Genomic DNA, 17,404 nt, shown 5'->3' with positions numbered 1-17,404 from the left:
CTAACGGGCGTGCCGGCGGTGCGCCGGGCGTCAAACTTCTCCGGCGATGGTGGGTGCTGCATGCGTTGTCGACTGTGTGATTCCGAGCGGGTGTCGAGCGTTCTCGACCTCGGTGCCACACCGCCGTGTGAAAAGTTCTTAACGGCTGATGAACTCGATCTTGCCGAGCCGACCTATCCACTGCACCTACGCCTCTGCGAAGACTGCCTCTTATTGCAGATCCCGGCCCTGATCACACCCGAGGAAACATTTACCGAGTACGCCTATTTCGCGTCGTATTCGGAAAGCTGGGTGCGCCATGCCGAATCTTTCGTCACGCAGGCCATCGCGAAGCTGGGGCTCGGTTCCGAGTCTTTCGTCGTGGAGGCCGCCAGCAACGACGGCTACCTGCTGCGGCACCTGGTCGCCGCGGGCGTCCCGTGCCTGGGCATCGAACCCTCGGTGAACGTGGGCGCCGCCGCGCGTGCTGCTGGCGTACCCACGGAAACCACGTTCCTGGACGAGGATTCGGCCGCGAAAGTGCGCCATGCGCACGGTCCAGCGCACCTGGTGGTCGCCAACAATGTCTACGCCCACGTGCCTGACCTGCGCGGATTCACGCGCTCGCTCCGTGCGCTGATGGCCGACGACGGCTGGCTCTCGATCGAGGTGCACCACGCCTACAACCTGATTCGGCTCGGCCAGTTCGACACCATCTATCACGAGCATTTCCAGTACTACACGGTGCTGGCCGCGCAGCGGGCGCTCGCGACCGCCGGTCTGACCGTGGTCGATGTGGAACTGCTTGGCACGCACGGCGGTTCGATCCGGCTGTGGGCACGGCCGGAGGCGGTCGCCGAACCAGCTGCCTCCGTCGAGGAAGTACTGGCGATGGAGCGCGCGGCCGGCCTGCACTCCCCCGCGGGTTATGCCGGCTTCGCACCACACGCCCAGCAGGTCCGCCAGGACGTGCTGCGGTTCCTGCTCGACATGCGCGCGGCGGGAAAACGGGTGGTCGGTTACGGCGCGCCCGGCAAGGGCAACACACTGCTCAACTATTGCGGGATCCGGCCCGACCTGCTGGAGTACACAGTCGACCGAAACCCTTACAAGCACGGCAGATTCACCCCCGGCACCCGGATTCCGATCCACGCGCCCGAGCGAATCGACGCGGACCGGCCCGATGTGGTGCTGGTGCTGCCGTGGAACCTGGAAGCCGAGATCACCGCACAGCTGCGGCATGTCGGCGAATGGGGCGGCGAGCTCGTCTATCCGCTGCCCACTGTGCATCACGCGGACCTGACGGTCAGTGCCGACCAATCCACCGGTGAGGGGTCCACCGGAATCACCAATTTCCCGGGGAGGGAAAGCAAATGAAGGTAGTGCTCTTCTGTGGCGGCTATGGCATGCGGATGCGCGACGGCTCCGACCTGCTGCCCAAACCGATGCAACTGGTCGGCCCGCGGCCACTGCTGTGGCACGTGATGCGCTATTACGCCCACTACGGGCACAAGGAGTTCATCCTGTGCCTGGGCTACGGCGCCACCCACATCAAGAACTTCTTCCGCACCTACGACGAGTCGGTGTCCAACGATTTCGTCATCCGCGAGGGCCAGGTGGAGTTGCTGCGCGAGGACATCAGCGACTGGTCCATCACCTTCGTCGACACCGGCGTGGAATCGGCCATCGGCGAACGCCTCCGGCGGGTGCGCACCTACCTCGATGGCGACGAGAAATTCCTGGCCAACTACGCCGACGTGCTCACCGACGCACCGCTGGACACGATGATCGACAAGTTCGATGCCTCCGGCGCGGCCGCTTCCATGATGGTGGTGCCACCGCAGCAGTCGTTCCACTGCGTGGATCTCACCCCCAACGGCGAGGTGAAGGAGATCATGCCGGTCTCGCGGATGCCGCTGTGGGAGAACGGCGGCTACTTCGTGCTCACCCAGGAGGTCTTCGACCTGCTGCCGCGCGGTGGTGACCTGGTCGCCGACGCGTGCGGTGCGCTCGCGGGCCAGGGCCGGCTGTTCGGCTACCAGCATCTGGGTTTCTGGAAGCCGGCCGACACCTTCAAGGAACGTGCCGAACTCGACGACGCCTACCGCACCGGCAAGCGGCCGTGGATGGTGTGGGAGCAGCACAGGTGATGAACCTTTCCGCCGCGCCCGTGGCGGAAATCGCGGTGCTCGGCGCGCATTGCGACGACGTCGCGATCGGCATGGGCGCGACCCTGCTCACCCTGGCCCGGTCCACGCCGGGCCTGCGGGTGCGCGCGCTGGTGCTCTCCGGTGCGGGGACGCCGCGCGCGGACGAGGAGCTGTCGGCTTTGCGGGCGTTCTGCCCGGAGGCCGATCTCACCTTGACCGTACTCGATGTGCCCGATGGCCGCGCGCCGGCGCATTGGGATCGAATCAAGAACGCGCTGCACACCTTTCGCGGCCGCACCGATCCCGATCTGGTGTTCGCGCCGCACCGCGCGGACGCACACCAGGATCACCGGCTGCTCGCCGAGCTGGCGCCGACGGAGTTCCGGGACCACTTGATCCTGGGCTACGAGATCCTCAAATGGGAGACCGATACCCCGCGGCCGACCGTATTCCACCCGGTGGCAACCGAAGTCGCCGAGGAGAAGGCGCGGCTGCTGCACAAGTATTACCCGTCCCAGGCCGGCCGGGACTGGTTCGACGAGCAGGCGTTCACCGGGCTTTCCCGGCTGCGCGGCGTGCAGTGCCACGCACCGCACGCCGAAGCGTTCGTCCTGGAGAAAGCCGTTATCGCGTTGGGAGGCAAGTGAATGCGGGTATTGGTTACCGGACACCAGGGGTACCTCGGCACGGTCATGGTGCCGGTGCTGCGCGCCGCCGGCCACGACGTGGTGGGCTTGGACACCGGATACTTCGAAGATTGCGTGCTGGGTGAGCTTCCGGGTGATCCGCCGGGAATCGCGGTGGATCTGCGGGATGTCACCGCGGAGCAGCTGGAGGGCTTCGATGCGGTGATCCATCTGGCGGCGCTGTCGAATGATCCGCTGGGCGCGCTGGCCCCGCAGATCACCTACGACATCAACCACCATGCCTCGGTGCGACTGGCTCAGCTCGCGAAAGACGCCGGGGTGCGGCGGTTCCTGTACGCCTCGACCTGCTCGGTGTACGGGGCGGGCGGCGCCGAGCTGGTCACCGAGGACGCGCCGCTGCGGCCGCTCACGCCCTATGCCGAGAGCAAGGTGCGGGTGGAGGACGACGTCGCGGCCATCGCCGATGACAGCTTCTCCCCCGTATTCCTGCGCAACGCAACGGCTTTCGGGTTCTCACCGCGCCTGCGCGCGGACATCGTGCTGAACAATCTGGTCGGCTACGCGGTCCTGACCGGCGAGGTGAAGGTGCTCTCCGACGGCACGCCGTGGCGGCCGCTGGTGCATGCCGGAGATATCGCGTGGGCCTTCGCGGCGTGCCTCACCGCACCGATCGAGGCGATCCACTGCCGGGCCTACAACGTCGGCACCGAGGAGAACAATCTGACGGTCGCGCAGATCGCGGAAGCGGTGGTCGAGGCGGTCCCGGGGTCACGGCTGCTGATTACCGGAGAGAGCGGGGCCGATCCGCGCTCCTACCGGGTCGACTTCTCGGCCGCGCGTCGCGAACTCGGGTTCAAGGCCTGGTGGAGTGTGCCCGCCGGTGCGGCGCAGCTCTATCAGGAATACACCACACGAAAGCTCACCAGCGACGACTTCTTCCAGCGCTTCACCCGGCTCGCGCACTTGGAGAAACTGCGCGACAGCGGCGTGCTGGACGCGTCGATGCGCAGACGCTCGGGGACGGCAGCCGACGGAGGCGGCGGGGTGGGTAAGTTCAGCCCTTCCACACGGTCCTGAGCAGATGCTCCCAGCTGCCAGCCGCGGCGTCGCGGGCCGAGACGATGCTCACCGGCATCGGCCACTCGACGCCGAGTTCCGGGTCGTCGTAGGCGACGCCCAGATCCTCGGCGGGGTCGTGCGGGCGATCGATGCGATAGCAGACGTCGGCGTAGGCCGACAGCGCCTGGAAGCCGTGCAGGAAGCCGGGCGGCACGTACAGGGTGTGGAAGTCGATGTCGTCGAGCCGGAACGCCTGCTGCTGACCGAAGCTCGGCGAGTTGGGGCGGATGTCGACCAGGACGTCGTGGACGGCGCCGTTGGCGCAGCGCACCAGCTTCGCCTCGCCGCGCCCGGAGCGGCCGTGCATGCCGCGGATAACCCCACGCGCGGAACGCGATTGGGAATCCTGGACGAAGCTCGCGGCGGCGCCCAGGACGTCCAGGTACTCGTCGAAGAGCTCGGCGTCGAAGGTCCGGGTGAACAGGCCGCGGTCGTCACGGTGGGGCTGCGGGATCAGCAGCAGGACATCCGCCAGATCGCATCGCTCGATACGCACCAGGTCATCGTCGCATGAGGAAGAGAGAATCGTGGTGATTGCCTGCCGAGGCTGCCGGGGCGACGCGCTGCATCCGATCCTGGATCTGGGGAAAGTGCCTGCGGCGGACCACTTTCCGCCCACCGATGCGCCGATCGACGCGAGCGAGACAGCGCATCCGCTGCGGATGGATTTCTGCGTGGAGTGCGGGCTGGCACAGCTGGCCGAAGACGACACCCGGGCCGAGGAGCCGCGCGGAGTGGAGCCGCAAGCGTTGCGGGATCAGGCCGCCGACGCCGTCGAGCGGGTCGCCGGGCTGCTGCGTGGGCGGACGGTGCGCGAATTCGGGAGTCCGCACGGTGGGACGTGGGTGCCGCTGCTGACCTCCCGCGGGTTCAGCGAGGTGAGCGGAACCGCGGAGGTGGTGCTCGATTGCTTCGGGATCATGCACGAGCCGGATCAGCGTGCGGCATTTGCCGAACGCGCGGCGGCGACCGCGCCTGGCGGGATACTGCTGCTCCAGTACCATTCGCTGGCAACGATTGTCGCGGCGGGACAGTGGAATTCGTTGCGGCACGGTCATTTTGCCTACTATTCGCTATCCGCGCTGCGGCGATTGCTGGCCGACGCCGAGATGAGCGCGATCGCCACCTGGGAGTTCGACCTCTACGGCGGGACCGTGCTGCTGGCCGCGGTGCACGGCGACGCCGAACCCGACGACAGCGTGCGCGCCACGCTGTCGGCCGAGGCCCGGCATCTCGATCTGGCCGCCCTGCAACGCCTGCAACAGGTCACCGACACGCACGCCCATGCCCTGCGCACTTGGCTGGAAGCGCAGTCCGCGCAAGGCCTTCGGGTCTACGCCTATGGTGCCGCTTCGCGTGCGGTCGCCCTGTTCAGCCTGGCCGGCGTCCACCGCGGATTGATCACCGCGGTGGCCGACGCGTCACCGGCCAAGCAGGGGCGGCGCATGCCGGGCACCGACGTGCCGATTGTTTCTCCGGACGAACTGCTTGCGGCGCAGCCGGATTCGGTGTTGCTGACGCTGCCCGACCTGCTACCCGAGGTCCGCGAGCGCTTTCCCGAACTCGAGGGCCGATGGTTCTCGGACCACCCGGACGGACCAGTGAAAGGAGTATGATCGCCCTGAATTCGCTGCGCTGCAGCGGATTTGTTGCTCGCTCGGCTCAGATCTGTTGATATGACACCAACTATTTACTGTCACCCTGATGAAGCTGGACGATGGAATGTTGCCTCGCGCGCTTGACCGTCAGGCGCTCATCGGGGCGCGGGGATATAAAGGGGATTCAGATGAGGGAAACCAAGCTCCGGGCTCGGAGTGTGCGTATGTTCGCGTTGGCCTCGGTCCTGGCAACAGGATTGGCGATCGGGAACGGGTCGGCCGCCGCGGCGATCGACAGTAGCAACAGTATCGTCGACCAGAGTTCGCGCACGGTCGAGGCGATCCAGTCCGATACCCGCATCGATTTCGTGCCGCCGCTGGACGGAAACCCGTTGACCCGGGAGTGGTTCCACAACGGCGAAGCGGCTTACCGGATCAGCGGCCCGAACGCCGACAAATGGTCCGGAAAGATCACCATCGGTTACCAGGTCGGGTACCCGGCCACGCTCAACGGCAGGATCCGGTTCGAGTACCGCACACCGGGTCTGGGTCTAGATCTCGGCAACGATTCCGTCCTGAAGCTCGACGGCCTGATTCCGCGTCTCGGGATCGAACTGGAGGTCGGGTTCGGGCCGGGCATCAAGACGATCGAGGTGGCCAGCGGCTCCGTGTCCGGAAGTGAGGGGTACCTCCGGCTCGGCGCGTTCCACGGCACGGTGACCGGAGTACTGGGGCAGACCAACATTCGGCCCTTCGTAGCGGTGACCAGCTCCAGCGGCGACACCGTCATCACCTATGGACGGCTCTGGAGCATCTGATCCCGGCTGAAAGCACGCCGGGATGACGGAGGGCTTCGCCCGGATCTCTACAAGAGGTCCGGGCGATTTCGTACCGTCGCCACGGTACGCACCCGGAGGCGGTGCAGGGCTTGCCGCGCCAAGCGGGTGTCACCGGCCAGCACATCACCGCGGGTCACCAGGTCCGGGTAGTCGCCGGCCAGGCGGTGGTGGAACTTCAGCATGTCGGTCAGCTTGCTCACCGTCGAGGTCTGGCTGCACAGGTTGAACGACGAATTACGCCAGGCAGCCAGGATTTCGGTCATTCCGAAGAAGACGCCGAAGGAGGCGACGCGGGCGAAGAGGTCCACATCCATCGGGAAGACCAGGTCGCCGCGCAAACCACCGACCTTGTCGAAATGCGAGCGATAGAACATGCCCGCGGCGGTCGGACCGAAGTCGGCGGGGCCGCGGCGGACGATGGCACGCGCCAGCGCCCGCGGGGACTGCCGGCCGAGCAGCCCGGGCAGGCCGAGGTCGGTTTCGAGCAGCTCCCCCGCCTCGTCGATGACCTCGAATCGGCTGGAGGAGATGGCGATCGAGGTGTCGGCCATGACTTCGAGCTGAGCGGCCAGGGCGCCGGGGCGCAGCACGTCGTCGGCGCAGACCACCTTCACCAGTTCCCCGGTGGACGCCTGGATCGCGGTGTTCCAGTTGTCCCCGATCGGTAGCACGGTCTCGTTGCGCAGCACCCGGATTCGGGGATCGGCGAACGAGTGCGCCAGCTCGCCGGTCTCGTCGGTGCTGGCGTTGTCGAGTACCAGCAACTCGAAATCGACGTCCTGGTCGAGCACGGTGCGCAGGGTCGTCGCCAAGGTGCGCCCGGCGTTGTACGCCGGGACTACCACGGACAGCGTTGACATTTCAGCCCCCTAATCGTTGGACTGGGCCCTGGGGATGGTTAGCCGACGGAGGAGGCGGGGCGGGCAAACTCCGCGGTCCGTCCTCCACCAATCCGAAGACGCGCTCCAATCCGGCTCTGCTGGCATCTATTTGGTCCATCGCCCGCTGCTGCAACGGATCCCGCAGGGCGGGAGCGTTGTCCCAGAGTTCGGTGATCGCGGCCGTCAGCTGTTCGGACAGGTCCTGGTCATCGAGGTGGACGACGCGCAGCCCGGCGCCGAACATCCCGGCCAGGCCGTGGAACTTGTCGTCGTAGTACTCCGAGGCGGTGATGCCGACCGCCGGAATGCCCTGGGACAAAGCGAAAACCGCGAGATGGTAGGCGCTGGTTACCAGGACCCGGCAGCCCGCGACCTGGCGGGCCACGTCGTGGGCGTTGGCGCCCCGGCCTACCGGCGGCCGGGCCCGGTCGGCGCCCGCCAGCAGCGGCAGCGTGGAAAGCCGGTCCTCCGAGGCGTATTCGGAGATGATCAGCGGGATCAGCCCGGCGTCGAGCTCGGCGGCGCGGGCGCGCACCACCTTGCCGAGAGTGTCTTGCGCGGCGGCACTGACTTTGGAGTAGTCGGCGACGCGCAGGCACAGTCCGATATCGGCGCCGATCCGGGGATCGCGCAGCCGGTAGGCGAATTCGACAGCGTCGTCGCCGGTCACCAGCACCTGTTCGCGGGGAACGCCCAGTTGCGAAAGCAGTTCCGGTCCGCGGCGCGCCTCACGCAGTCCGATGAAGTCGACATTGGGTAGCACCTCCCCGGCCCGGCGCCACAGGTCTTTGTCGTGCATCGGGCCCAGGCCCTGCCCGATCAGAGCGGTCGGAATCCCCAGTCCGCCTGCGTGTTCCAGCAAGTCCATGGTGCGATGGGCCTGGTAGCGGTCGACATCGGTGAGGTAGCCGCCGCCCAGGGCGAGCACCAGCGAGGCCTCGCGCACCGCGTCGGGGATCTGCACCGGGAACTCCTCTGGGATCTCCTCGGTGTCATCGTCCGGACGCGGCCGGACATTACGATCGGCGGAGCGGATGGCCCGCAGCCGATCCTTCGGACCGTCGGTCGTCGCACGCCACCACAGCGCCGCGGGACCAATCAGTTTCGTCGCGGTCGTGCGGGTCAGCCAACTGTCGGAGCCCCAGCTCCAGTCGGGACCGCAGATCGGTTCGACCTCCGGCAGCAGGCCACGCAGGATGGCGGGCTGATGGGTGAGCAACCCGATGCGCGCATGCGGCCAGCGCGCGCGTATCCGCTCGACGGTGACGGCCATCATCGCGATGTCGCCACGGTTACGCAGCCAATACTCCCCGTTCTCGACGAGCACGCGAATTTCGCGCTCGGCGATGTCGGTGCGCTCGGCCACAGACGTTCCGGTCCCCAAAGTCTTTGATCCTCCCGCTGGCCCCCCGCGGGTCGGCTCGTCGGCGAGCTCGAACTCGCTGTGCAATTTACACCTGCGATGCTCTCGCAGGCCAGAGTACTCGGACTCCCTTGTTGCGGACCCGCGCACGCCGCGTTCACCTAGACTGTTGCGCGGGAAGCTAGTTCGGCATTGTGCTGCGAAGACGTCCGCACGCAGGGACGATCGATGCGAGGGAATTAGGGGGCTGGGGTGTCGGCAGGGCCCGGGTTTGTTTCTGTCCATATGACGGGTTCGGAATGGTTCGCCTCGGCGCCCGGTGGTCTCAACCGGTATTTCACCGACCTATTTCAGGCGCTGGCCCGCAATCCCGAAGCGTCGGTTTCGGCGGCGGCTTTCGGGGCCGCGCCGGAAGTCCCCGGGGCGAAATCTTGGGGGCCGCTGGGTGGTTCGACGATGCACCGCGCGCGCACCGCTTTCCTCGATCGGCGCGACCTGCATCCGGATACCGTGCTGGACCGTCACTTCTGCCTGTACGGCCCGGCCGCGGTGGACCGGCGCGGCGGGGTGCCGCTGGTGGTGCATTTCCACGGACCCTGGGCGGCCGAGAGCAAGCTCGCCGGGCAACGTGAATCCGCCACGCGCGCCAAGTATCTCGTGGAACGCCTGCGATACCAGCGGGCCGATCGATTCGTGGTGCTGTCGCACTACTTTCGCGATGTCCTCAGTAATGACTATCGGGTTCCGGCCGATCGAATCGAGGTGATACCTCCCGGAGTAGACCTGACGCGGTTCACCGCGGCGCCGCTGTCGAGCGGCTCCGAGTTCCGCACTGTGCTGTGCGTGCGACGGCTGGAACGGCGGATGGGCATCGACAACCTGCTCCGGTGCTGGCCGGATGTCTTGGGTGCGCATCCGACCGCGCGGCTGGTGATCGTCGGCACGGGGACTGCGGAGGCCGAATTGCGTTCGCAGGCAGCCTCTCTCGGTGATTCGGTGCGCTTCTCCGGGCACGTCACAGATGACGAACTCACCGCCCTGTACGCGGCGGCCGAACTGACGGTTGTGCCCACCATCGCGCTGGAAGGCTTCGGCCTCATCGCCTTGGAATCGCTGGCCGCGGGTCGCGCCCCCATCGTCACCGATTGCGGCGGACTACCGGATTCGGTTCGAGGACTGGATCCTTCGCTCATCGTCCCGGCCGGCGATTCGATGGCACTGGGTGCACGAATCGTCAATGCGCTCGACGGTGACCTGCCCGAAACCGCGAAATGCCGTGCCCACGCGGAAACTTTTTCGTGGGATGTCACAGCGGAGCGACATCTGACGATGTACCGGGATATCAGACGATGACTCGGGTCCTTTTCCTGGCGCACACCGCCGCCCCCTCCGGTGCCGAGCTGGCCACTATGCGGCTGGTGTCGGCACTGGCGGCCATACCGGGCTTCGAACCGAGCGTGATCTATACCGAGGACGGGCCGATGGTCGAGCGAATGCGAGCACGCGGGGTCGAAACCCGGGTGCTGCGTGGCGCTTTCGACAGCCGCGCGATGACCATCGGGTCCGGCCCGGTGCGGTTGCTGGCCGGATTCGTCGCGCTGCTGCGGCTCGGGTGGTCGGTCGGGGGCAGCGCGCGGCAGTCGGATGTCCTTGTCGCGGAAAGCACCAAGGCGCTGGTGATGGGGGTCGTTGCCGCCCGGCGGGCCCGAATTCCATTGGTGTGGCAGGTGCATGATCGGATCGCCGCCGACTACTTCGGGCGGCTGCCGACTTTCGTGATCCGGTCGCTCGGGCGGCTTGTGGCGCACGGCTATCTCGCCAACAGCGAAGCCACCCTCGCGACCCTGTCCACCGGCCACAAGCCCGCCGTCGTCGCCTATCCCGGCGTAGAACTCGGCGAGGAGCTCCCCCGGGCCACCCAGCGCGCGCCGGAGGATGCCGTTGTCGCGGTCGTCGGCCGGTTGAGCCCGTGGAAGGGCCAAGATCTCCTGCTGCGGGCGCTGTCCGAGACGAAAGTCGCACCGCGCGAGGTGTTTCTGGTCGGCGGCACCTTCTTCGACGAGGAGCCGTACCGGGCGGAGCTCGAACGGCTCGCAGCCGAACTCGCGCTGCCGGTGAAGTTCACCGGCCACGTCGACGATCCCGGGCCCTACCTGCGTGCGGCCGACGTGCTCGTGCACTGCTCGGTGCTGCCAGAACCCTTCGGGCAGGTCGTGGTCGAGGGCATGCACGCGGGGTGCGCGGTGCTCGCTTCCGGGCCGGGCGGGCCCGAGGAAATCGTCGACGACGGAGTCAACGGACTCCTCGTCACCGGCGGGGATCAGCAACAGCTCACCGCCGCGCTGGACACTCTGCTGGAAGATCCTGATCTCCGTACCCGCCTCGCCGCGGCGGGCCGGGTACGAGCCGCCGACTTCGCAATCGGCGCGACGGCGCGCACGGTCGCCGCTTTTCTGGAGCACCTGCGCCATGGCTGAACCCAAGCATCGCAAAACCGAAGATGTCCGCGGTCCGGCCGGCGGCGGCGCGCACCGCTCCCAGGGCGCGGTCGGGCTACTCCGCGATATCGGCTACGTCATGTTCGGCAAGTACGGCCAGTACCTGATCACCATCGTGACGGTGCCGCTGATCGCCCGGGTGCTGGGCGCGCACGGCATGGGCCTGCTCGCCATCGGTATGTCGTCGTATTTCCTCGGGTCGCTGCTCGTCGATCTCGGGATCACGCAGTTCCTCGCCGCGCGGGTGCACGACGAGTCCGACCGGCGCACCGGAGCCGAACGGCACGCGCACATCAATCAGTTGCGCGGTGACTATCTCGCCATTCGCGCCAGCATCCTGGCGGTGCTCGGCGCGGCCCTGCTGCTGAGTCTGACGGTCCGGCTGCCCGAAACCGTCGACATGATTCTGCTCGGGCTGTTCGCGGGCGGGTTCTGGTCGGTGTCGGAGGACTGGCTGCTCATCGGCCAGGGTCGATTCGGCACCTCCACCGCATATCAGGCGGTCGGGCGGATCGGCTATCTGATCCTGCTGGTCGGGCTACTGCCGCGGCTGCCGAGCGCGCAGCTGGCGCTGCTGTGCCTGCTGGTGTCCTCGATCCCGACCGTGGCCTTGACCTGGTGGGATTCGATCCGGACCTACGGCAGGCCGTCCCGGCCGCACCTGTTCGTGGGTGTCTTGCGCACGGGGGCACCGATTCTCACCTCGCGGCTGCTGGTCACCCTCTACGGCCAGGGCTCGGCGGCGGTGTATTCCGCGGTGCTGAACACGGTGGCCCTGGGCCTCTACTCGGCCAGCGATCGACTGGTCCGCGCCATCCAGTCCACCCTGGACCCGATCGGTTTCGCGCTGCTCCCCCGCATGGCCCGGCGCAGCACCGACCACCGGTTCTGGCGGCATGCGCTGCAGGCGCTGGCGTTGTGTGTCGGGGCGGCGACGATCGCGGCCGGTGTGGTGTGGCTGGCCGCGCCGATGCTGGTGCACCTGGTGTTCGGCAACGAATTCGACGCGGCGATCGCGCTGTTGCGGGTGGAGGTCTTCATCCTGCCCGCCACCACGGTCACCTCGTTCGTCACCACGGCGCTGCTGCCGGTGCGCCAGGACACCACCGGCATCCTGATCGGGGCGATCCTCGGCACCTGCGTCGCGGCCGTCGCGCTGGGGATCGCGTTCCGCACGCATTCGGTGTGGACGCTGGTCTACGGGACCGTTGTCATCGAATTCACGGTGGCCGCTTGGTATCTCGCAAGGGTGCGCTGGCTCATCGTGCGCGAGCGCGCAGCCGCCGGTGTGCCGCTGAAGGAGGGGCTGAGGTGAAGATCCTCTATATCGGCGACGACTGGGTCGGCAGCAATGCGCGCTCGCTCGCCGACGGGTTCCGGCAGGCCGGGCACGAGGTCGTCGTGCTCGATTCGACGCCGGTCACGCTGCCCGCCCGGGGATCGGCGCCGTGGGTCTATGCCAAGCTCGCCGATCGGCGCGCACCCTGGCAGGTCGAGCGGTTGCACGCCGAAATCGACCGAGCCGCAACAGCATTCCGGCCCGACGTGCTTTTCGTGTTCAAGGGCGTGCACCTGGATCAGCGGCGGCTGCTGGACACCCCGGCGCGGCTGCGGGTCCACTACAGCCCCGACGACGTCGCCAACCCGGAGAACACCAGCCCCGAATACCTTGCGCACGAAGCCGGCTGGGATCTGGTGGTGACCACCAAGCGGCACAACATCACCGAACTCGAAGAGCGGGGCGCGGGGCGCGTGCTGTTCGTGCGCAGCGCCTACGACCCGGCCTGGCATCACCGCACCGCCCGGCGCGGCACCCGGGAGTACCTGGCCGGTTTCATCGGCGTGTGCCGCCCCGACCGGCGCGACCAATTGGTGGACCTGGCAAGACATTACGGCGACCGGATGCTCGTGCGCGGGCCCGGCTGGCGCCGGATACCCGAACTGCGCGGCACCGGCGCGACCGTCGGCGGCCCGGTCTACGGACAGCAGTACTCGACCGTCGTCGCGGGCATCACCGCGAATCTGGTGCTGCTGAACTCCGGCAACCGCGACACCCACACCTGCCGCACCTTCGAAGTCCCCGCCGCCGGTGGGCTTTTCGTCGGCGAACGCACCGACGAGCACGCGGAACTGTTGCGCGACACCGTCGAATGCTTCCTGTTCGACAACCCGGACGAGCTGCGCGGCATCCTCGACTGGTGTGCGGCCCACCCGGACAAGGCCGCCGCCATCGCCGAAGCCGGATACCAGCGGATCACCGCCGACGAGCACCGCTATGTGGATCGCGCCCGGGAGATCGTCGTCGCGCTCGAGGGGAGCGCGCCATGAGCGCCGCCACCGATATCGCGTTGATCGCGGTCGCCCTGATCGTCATCGTCTTCGCCGCATTGCGGATTCCGGGTGTGGCGCGGGTGTTCCTGATCGCCCAGGCCGCGTTCTGGTCGCTGTCCTACGTGGCGCGGCCGGTGGTGCTGCTGATCGTGCAGCCGCAGACCCACTACGGCGACAATGTCCCGGACCCGCGCCTGGCCGACCTCGGGTACGACCGCGTGATGTCGCTGGTCCTCGATCACGTCGTATTCGGGCTGTGGGTATATGCGGGGCTGGTCGTGGCCTACGCGCTCTGGGCGCGCCGGCAGCCGATGCGCCCCGAACCCGCACTCACCGCCAACGCGGACTTCGTGCCCGCGCTGGCCACCATGTACGTGGTGGGACTGCTCGGTCGCGGGGCCTCGATGGCCACCGGCTCGGTCGGCCAGGCCGGTGACGTCGGCGTCGCGAATCCGATTCTGAGCTTCGTCACCATTCTCGCGACCATCGCGGCCATGGGGCTGATCATCTTCCTGCGGCCCGCGCGGCAGCAGACCACCGTGCTGGTGCTCGGCGGACTGCTCGCGGTGGAGCTGATGTGGACGGTGGTGGTCGAATCCAAGACCCCGATCCTGGGCGCCGCCATGGCCGTGGCCGTCCGGTTCGCCATCCTCGGCTGGAACCGCACCAAGGCCTACGGCGTCGGCGCGATCGGCATCGTCGGCATTCTGGGCTTCGGCTGGTTGCAGTCGTTCAAGATCACCGAGTTCGCCAAATCCGAAGCTGCCCTGACCGATTCGCAGTATCCGGCGCTGGTGCGGCCGTTCCTGTCCATCCTGCGCCGCTTCGACCTGCTCGAAGCCGCCACCGACGCCTACTTCCATGGGCCCGACTATTGGCTGACCTCCACCGAGGTGCTGCGCCACGGCACCTTCAGCCTGATCCCGGGACAGCTGCTGGGCACCCAGAAGTTCCAGTCGGGCGTGGCCTGGGCCAACGACATCCGCGGCGCGTCGGTGGACATGAGCCAGGTGTCGGTGTCGCTGGCCGAGGGCAATGTCAACGAAGGCTATGTGATCGGCGGCTATCCCGGGGTGGTCCTGGGCGTCGCGTTCACCTTCCTGCTGCTGCTCGCCTGGGCGAAATCGCTGTACTCACGCTACTTCCCGCTCGTCATCCTCGCGCTGGCCATGACCGGGTCCTCGGCGCTGTTCGAGCGTGGGTTCCTCGGCAGCATGGAGAACCTGGGCAAATTCCTGCAGGCGGCGGTGCTGGCGTGGCTTATCTACCTGGCGGTCAAGGAATTCCGGCGGCGCGCCAAACCGCAGCCCCCGGCCATCGACGTTCCAGCTTTATCAGTAGGGAAAAGAGGTTCCGCGCAATGGGATTGACCGACTATCTGAGAATCGCGCGGCGGCGCTGGTTGATCATCGTCGCCGTGCTCGCGGTGTGCCTGGTGGCGGCGGGGGCCTACCTGCGCAGCCAGCCCACCACCTATGTCGCCTCCACCAGCACCTACGTCTCGATGGCGACCGGAACCTCTGTCAACGACTCCTATCAGGGTGGGCTGGCCGCACAGGGGCGGGTGCGGTCCTACCTGGGACTGGCCACCAGCGCCACCGTGGCGCAGCGGGTCATCGATGATCTGAGCATCAAGATGTCGGTGGAGGAGGTCCGGAGCAAGATCACCGCCTCCTCGCCGCCGGCCACCGCCACCATCATCATCTCGGTCACCGACGAGAACCCGCAGCTGGCCCGCGACCTGGCCAATACCGTCGTCGCGCACTTCCGCCGGCTGGTCAGCGAACTGGAGACGATCGAGAAGACCGCCGCGCCCGCCGCGCGAGTGGAAGTCATCGACAAGGCCGAAGTACCCACCACCCCGGCCGGACCGCAGGGCACCCGGATCTATCTGATCGGGCTGCTCGCGGGCCTGGCGCTGGGTGGACTGGCGGCGTTCCTGCGGGACCGCACCGACCGCACCCTGCGCACCTCCAATGATCTCGAAGGCGTACTGGGCGGGCGGATTCCGATCCTCGGCATCATCGACGAAGGCATGCCCGGCGCGGTCGGCGAAACCCGCCGGCTCCGGACTCGGCTGCTGCGCGACGGCGAGGCCGGCACCGTGCTGATGACCAGCCTCGGCCCGGCCTCGCGGCCAGAAGTCGCCGAGGCATTGGCGAAATCGTTCGCCGACACCGGGCGCAACGTGGTGCTCGTGGACGCCGACACCTCGGGTGCTGGAAGTTCGCGGGAGGACTCCAGCCCGGGCCTGGCCGCGGTGCTGCGAGGTTCGACGCCGGTGCCCGAGGCACTCACGTCCTGGCCGGAAACCGGGCTTACCGTCTTGCCCCTGGGCGCCGTCGACGGGCAGACCGCCGACCTGCTCGCCTCCGACCGGTTCGCCGCCACACTGGCGAAACTGCGCACCGATTTCGACCACGTGCTGGTAGAGGTCGCGCCGGTGGCGCACGCCGCCGACGCGATCGCGGTGGCCCCGCTCTGTGAGCACAGTCTGGGCATTGTCGAACTCGGTGCCACCAATATCCCCCAATTGCGCGGCGCGGTCGCGACATTCGGCGCCGATCGGCTGACCGGCGCGGTAGCGTACAGCAAGCCAGGCAATGGCCTGAAACGGTTGATGGGGAAGACAACACGGAGATGACAGACGATGGTGTCGGCCGCCGCAGAATGCTCGCCACCGCGCTTGGTGCTGCCGCCGCGCTACCCCTGGCGGCCTGTACTTCCTCCGATGCTCCCGGTCTCGAATTCCGGTCGCCGCACGTGACGGACGCGCCCTCGGCCCGCAACGTCAAGGATTTCGGCGCCATCGGTGACGGCATCGCCGATGACACCGCCGCCATCGCGCGGGCCGCGGACGTCGGTGACGCGTCGCTGGTGTTGTATCTGCCCGCGGGCAAATACAACGTGACCTCGTTCCCGAAGCTGCCCGATTACGCGACGGTGCTCGGCGACGGCGGCGACGTCTCGCTGATCACCTGCGAATCCGACGTCGTCCTCATCGAATTGCGCAAACAGAATCGGGTGCGGTTCTCCCGGCTCGGAATCTTCATGTCGGGTCCGGCCTCGACGGCTGTGCTGCTGTCCAATTGTTTCCGGTGCTCCTTCGACGCGGTGGTGCTGCGCGGCAACCACCTCAGCGACAACCACCCGAAATTCGTGCAGCAGCGCGGCGTGGTGCTCGAGGGTGACACCGGCGGTACCGCCTTCATCAACTGCGACATCAACAATTTCGGGACCGGGATCGTCACCTCCTGCATCCAGAACTATGTGACCTCGTCCAAATTGACCAGCAACTACGTGGGCGTGCTGGGCACCGGCAACGATCACAATGCCGGACTCTCCATGACAAATGTGGAATTCGTGTCCGACCGGGATCCGCGCACCACGGTCAACCACATTCGCGTCGACGGCGCGTCCAATGATTGGTGGCTGACCAATGTGTGGTTCGAAGGCGCGGAAATCGCCCTATCTATCGGAGATTTGAAGCGCGGTGGCCCGTCCCAGTTCGGCATGGTCAATTGCAAAGTCGCGGCCCGCACGGTCGGTGTGGATCTGATCTATTGCCGCCAGCCATATTTGGCGAACGTCATTTTCGACAAGGACATGGACAAAGCGCCCACCGACCTTCGGATCGACCACACCGGATGCCCCGAGGGCACCGCGATCAACCTGATCTCCACCAACACCGACGATCTGGAACCGGGCATGTTCCCCGACGGCTGGACGGTGATCAGCCGCGACAGCATGCATACGCCGTTCTTCGCCGGGACCATGGTCGGCCGGGCCGGAGCCAGCGATGCCGACATCTTCCAGGCCCAAGGTCCCGATAACTCGGTGCGTGCGGCCGTATTGTCCAGCGGCGCCTGGCTTTCCGACCGGCCCGAGGCCGGTGTCGTGCTAAAGGACCAGGCCGGGGGTTACTGGCGGCTGACCGTGTCCACCGACGGTGCGCTGGGCACCACACCGCTAGGCCGCCAGCGACCCAGGGGGTGAGCC

General features: G+C 67.3%; 16 protein-coding genes. 13 read left to right on the top strand and 3 right to left on the bottom strand.

Annotated features, from left to right (window positions below; all coding sequences use genetic code 11):
* Positions 1-60 precede the first annotated feature (60 nt).
* Genes IBX22_RS26060 through IBX22_RS26045 form a run of 4 tightly spaced genes read left to right on the top strand, consistent with a single transcriptional unit; the run spans position 61 to position 3,853 of the window.
* Positions 61-1,356 carry a class I SAM-dependent methyltransferase gene (locus IBX22_RS26060; RefSeq protein ID WP_194818331.1) on the top strand — a complete coding sequence of 432 codons (1,296 nt, stop codon included), beginning with the start codon at positions 61-63 and terminating at the stop codon, positions 1,354-1,356.
* Entirely contained in the window at positions 1,353-2,129 is a 777-nt protein-coding gene (locus IBX22_RS26055) for a glucose-1-phosphate cytidylyltransferase (RefSeq protein WP_194818330.1), read from the top strand. Before IBX22_RS26060 ends, IBX22_RS26055 begins: the two co-directional genes overlap by 4 nt.
* Complete coding sequence (locus IBX22_RS26050) at positions 2,129-2,776, top strand: PIG-L deacetylase family protein (RefSeq protein WP_194818891.1); 648 nt, start codon at positions 2,129-2,131, stop codon at positions 2,774-2,776. Before IBX22_RS26055 ends, IBX22_RS26050 begins: the two co-directional genes overlap by 1 nt.
* Positions 2,777-3,853 (top strand): NAD(P)-dependent oxidoreductase, encoded by a 1,077-nt coding sequence (locus tag IBX22_RS26045; protein WP_194818329.1) that lies wholly within the window; start codon positions 2,777-2,779, stop codon positions 3,851-3,853. It begins immediately after the preceding gene.
* On the opposite strand, the gene rfbC is transcribed toward IBX22_RS26045, so the two are convergent.
* On the bottom strand, positions 3,831-4,391 hold the full coding sequence (rfbC, locus tag IBX22_RS26040; protein WP_194818328.1) for a dTDP-4-dehydrorhamnose 3,5-epimerase: 561 nt from the start codon (positions 4,389-4,391) through the stop codon (positions 3,831-3,833). The genes IBX22_RS26045 and rfbC overlap by 23 nt on opposite strands.
* Positions 4,392-4,425: 34 nt before the next feature.
* Between rfbC and IBX22_RS26035 the strand changes: the two genes are divergently transcribed.
* Positions 4,426-5,511: a methyltransferase domain-containing protein gene (locus IBX22_RS26035; protein WP_194818890.1), complete on the top strand. Its 1,086-nt coding sequence runs from the start codon at positions 4,426-4,428 to the stop codon at positions 5,509-5,511.
* A 170-nt stretch (positions 5,512-5,681) separates the two neighbouring features.
* Entirely contained in the window at positions 5,682-6,311 is a 630-nt protein-coding gene (locus tag IBX22_RS26030; RefSeq protein ID WP_194818327.1) for an MspA family porin, read from the top strand.
* A gap of 47 nt (positions 6,312-6,358) precedes the next feature.
* Here the strand turns inward: IBX22_RS26030 and IBX22_RS26025 are convergent, their stop codons facing one another.
* Positions 6,359-7,192 carry a glycosyltransferase family A protein gene (locus IBX22_RS26025; protein ID WP_194818326.1) on the bottom strand — a complete coding sequence of 278 codons (834 nt, stop codon included), beginning with the start codon at positions 7,190-7,192 and terminating at the stop codon, positions 6,359-6,361.
* A 1-nt stretch (position 7,193) separates the two neighbouring features.
* Positions 7,194-8,579, bottom strand: a complete 1,386-nt coding sequence (locus tag IBX22_RS26020) for a polysaccharide pyruvyl transferase family protein (protein WP_309234794.1) — start codon at positions 8,577-8,579, stop codon at positions 7,194-7,196.
* A gap of 282 nt (positions 8,580-8,861) precedes the next feature.
* Between IBX22_RS26020 and IBX22_RS26015 the strand changes: the two genes are divergently transcribed.
* The 7 genes from IBX22_RS26015 to IBX22_RS25985 are packed head-to-tail and all read left to right on the top strand — an operon-like array spanning position 8,862 to position 17,401.
* On the top strand, positions 8,862-9,929 hold the full coding sequence (locus tag IBX22_RS26015; protein ID WP_194818324.1) for a glycosyltransferase family 4 protein: 1,068 nt from the start codon (positions 8,862-8,864) through the stop codon (positions 9,927-9,929).
* Positions 9,926-11,053, top strand: a complete 1,128-nt coding sequence (locus tag IBX22_RS26010) for a glycosyltransferase family 4 protein (protein WP_194818323.1) — start codon at positions 9,926-9,928, stop codon at positions 11,051-11,053. The genes IBX22_RS26015 and IBX22_RS26010 overlap by 4 nt, the downstream gene beginning before the upstream one ends.
* Positions 11,046-12,389 (top strand): lipopolysaccharide biosynthesis protein, encoded by a 1,344-nt coding sequence (locus IBX22_RS26005; RefSeq protein ID WP_194818322.1) that lies wholly within the window; start codon positions 11,046-11,048, stop codon positions 12,387-12,389. Before IBX22_RS26010 ends, IBX22_RS26005 begins: the two co-directional genes overlap by 8 nt.
* Complete coding sequence (locus IBX22_RS26000) at positions 12,386-13,402, top strand: glycosyltransferase (protein ID WP_194818321.1); 1,017 nt, start codon at positions 12,386-12,388, stop codon at positions 13,400-13,402. Before IBX22_RS26005 ends, IBX22_RS26000 begins: the two co-directional genes overlap by 4 nt.
* The gene (locus IBX22_RS25995; protein ID WP_194818320.1) at positions 13,399-14,775 is read left to right on the top strand and encodes a hypothetical protein; all 1,377 of its coding nucleotides are present in this window, start codon (positions 13,399-13,401) and stop codon (positions 14,773-14,775) included. Before IBX22_RS26000 ends, IBX22_RS25995 begins: the two co-directional genes overlap by 4 nt.
* On the top strand, positions 14,766-16,049 hold the full coding sequence (locus IBX22_RS25990; RefSeq protein WP_194818319.1) for a Wzz/FepE/Etk N-terminal domain-containing protein: 1,284 nt from the start codon (positions 14,766-14,768) through the stop codon (positions 16,047-16,049). Before IBX22_RS25995 ends, IBX22_RS25990 begins: the two co-directional genes overlap by 10 nt.
* Positions 16,046-17,401: a glycosyl hydrolase family 28-related protein gene (locus IBX22_RS25985; RefSeq protein ID WP_194818318.1), complete on the top strand. Its 1,356-nt coding sequence runs from the start codon at positions 16,046-16,048 to the stop codon at positions 17,399-17,401. Before IBX22_RS25990 ends, IBX22_RS25985 begins: the two co-directional genes overlap by 4 nt.
* Positions 17,402-17,404 lie beyond the last annotated feature (3 nt).

It is taken from the genome of Nocardia sp. XZ_19_385 (assembly GCF_015355755.1).
Classification (GTDB): Bacteria; Actinomycetota; Actinomycetes; order Mycobacteriales; family Mycobacteriaceae; genus Nocardia.
This window is presented reverse-complemented; position numbering and strand designations above follow the sequence as displayed.

Excerpts from the sequence above, each read along its gene's own strand:
- IBX22_RS25995 (WP_194818320.1), top strand. The coding sequence starts at position 13,399 with ATGAGCGCCGCCACCGATATCGCGTTGATCGCGGTCGCCCTGATCGTC.
- IBX22_RS26015 (WP_194818324.1), top strand. The coding sequence starts at position 8,862 with ATGACGGGTTCGGAATGGTTCGCCTCGGCGCCCGGTGGTCTCAACCGG.
- IBX22_RS26025 (WP_194818326.1), bottom strand. The coding sequence starts at position 7,192 with ATGTCAACGCTGTCCGTGGTAGTCCCGGCGTACAACGCCGGGCGCACC.
- IBX22_RS26055 (WP_194818330.1), top strand. The coding sequence starts at position 1,353 with ATGAAGGTAGTGCTCTTCTGTGGCGGCTATGGCATGCGGATGCGCGAC.
- IBX22_RS26060 (WP_194818331.1), top strand. The coding sequence starts at position 61 with ATGCGTTGTCGACTGTGTGATTCCGAGCGGGTGTCGAGCGTTCTCGAC.
- IBX22_RS25985 (WP_194818318.1), top strand. The coding sequence starts at position 16,046 with ATGACAGACGATGGTGTCGGCCGCCGCAGAATGCTCGCCACCGCGCTT.
- IBX22_RS26010 (WP_194818323.1), top strand. The coding sequence starts at position 9,926 with ATGACTCGGGTCCTTTTCCTGGCGCACACCGCCGCCCCCTCCGGTGCC.
- IBX22_RS26005 (WP_194818322.1), top strand. The coding sequence starts at position 11,046 with ATGGCTGAACCCAAGCATCGCAAAACCGAAGATGTCCGCGGTCCGGCC.
- IBX22_RS25990 (WP_194818319.1), top strand. The coding sequence starts at position 14,766 with ATGGGATTGACCGACTATCTGAGAATCGCGCGGCGGCGCTGGTTGATC.
- IBX22_RS26030 (WP_194818327.1), top strand. The coding sequence starts at position 5,682 with ATGAGGGAAACCAAGCTCCGGGCTCGGAGTGTGCGTATGTTCGCGTTG.
- IBX22_RS26045 (WP_194818329.1), top strand. The coding sequence starts at position 2,777 with ATGCGGGTATTGGTTACCGGACACCAGGGGTACCTCGGCACGGTCATG.
- IBX22_RS26050 (WP_194818891.1), top strand. The coding sequence starts at position 2,129 with ATGAACCTTTCCGCCGCGCCCGTGGCGGAAATCGCGGTGCTCGGCGCG.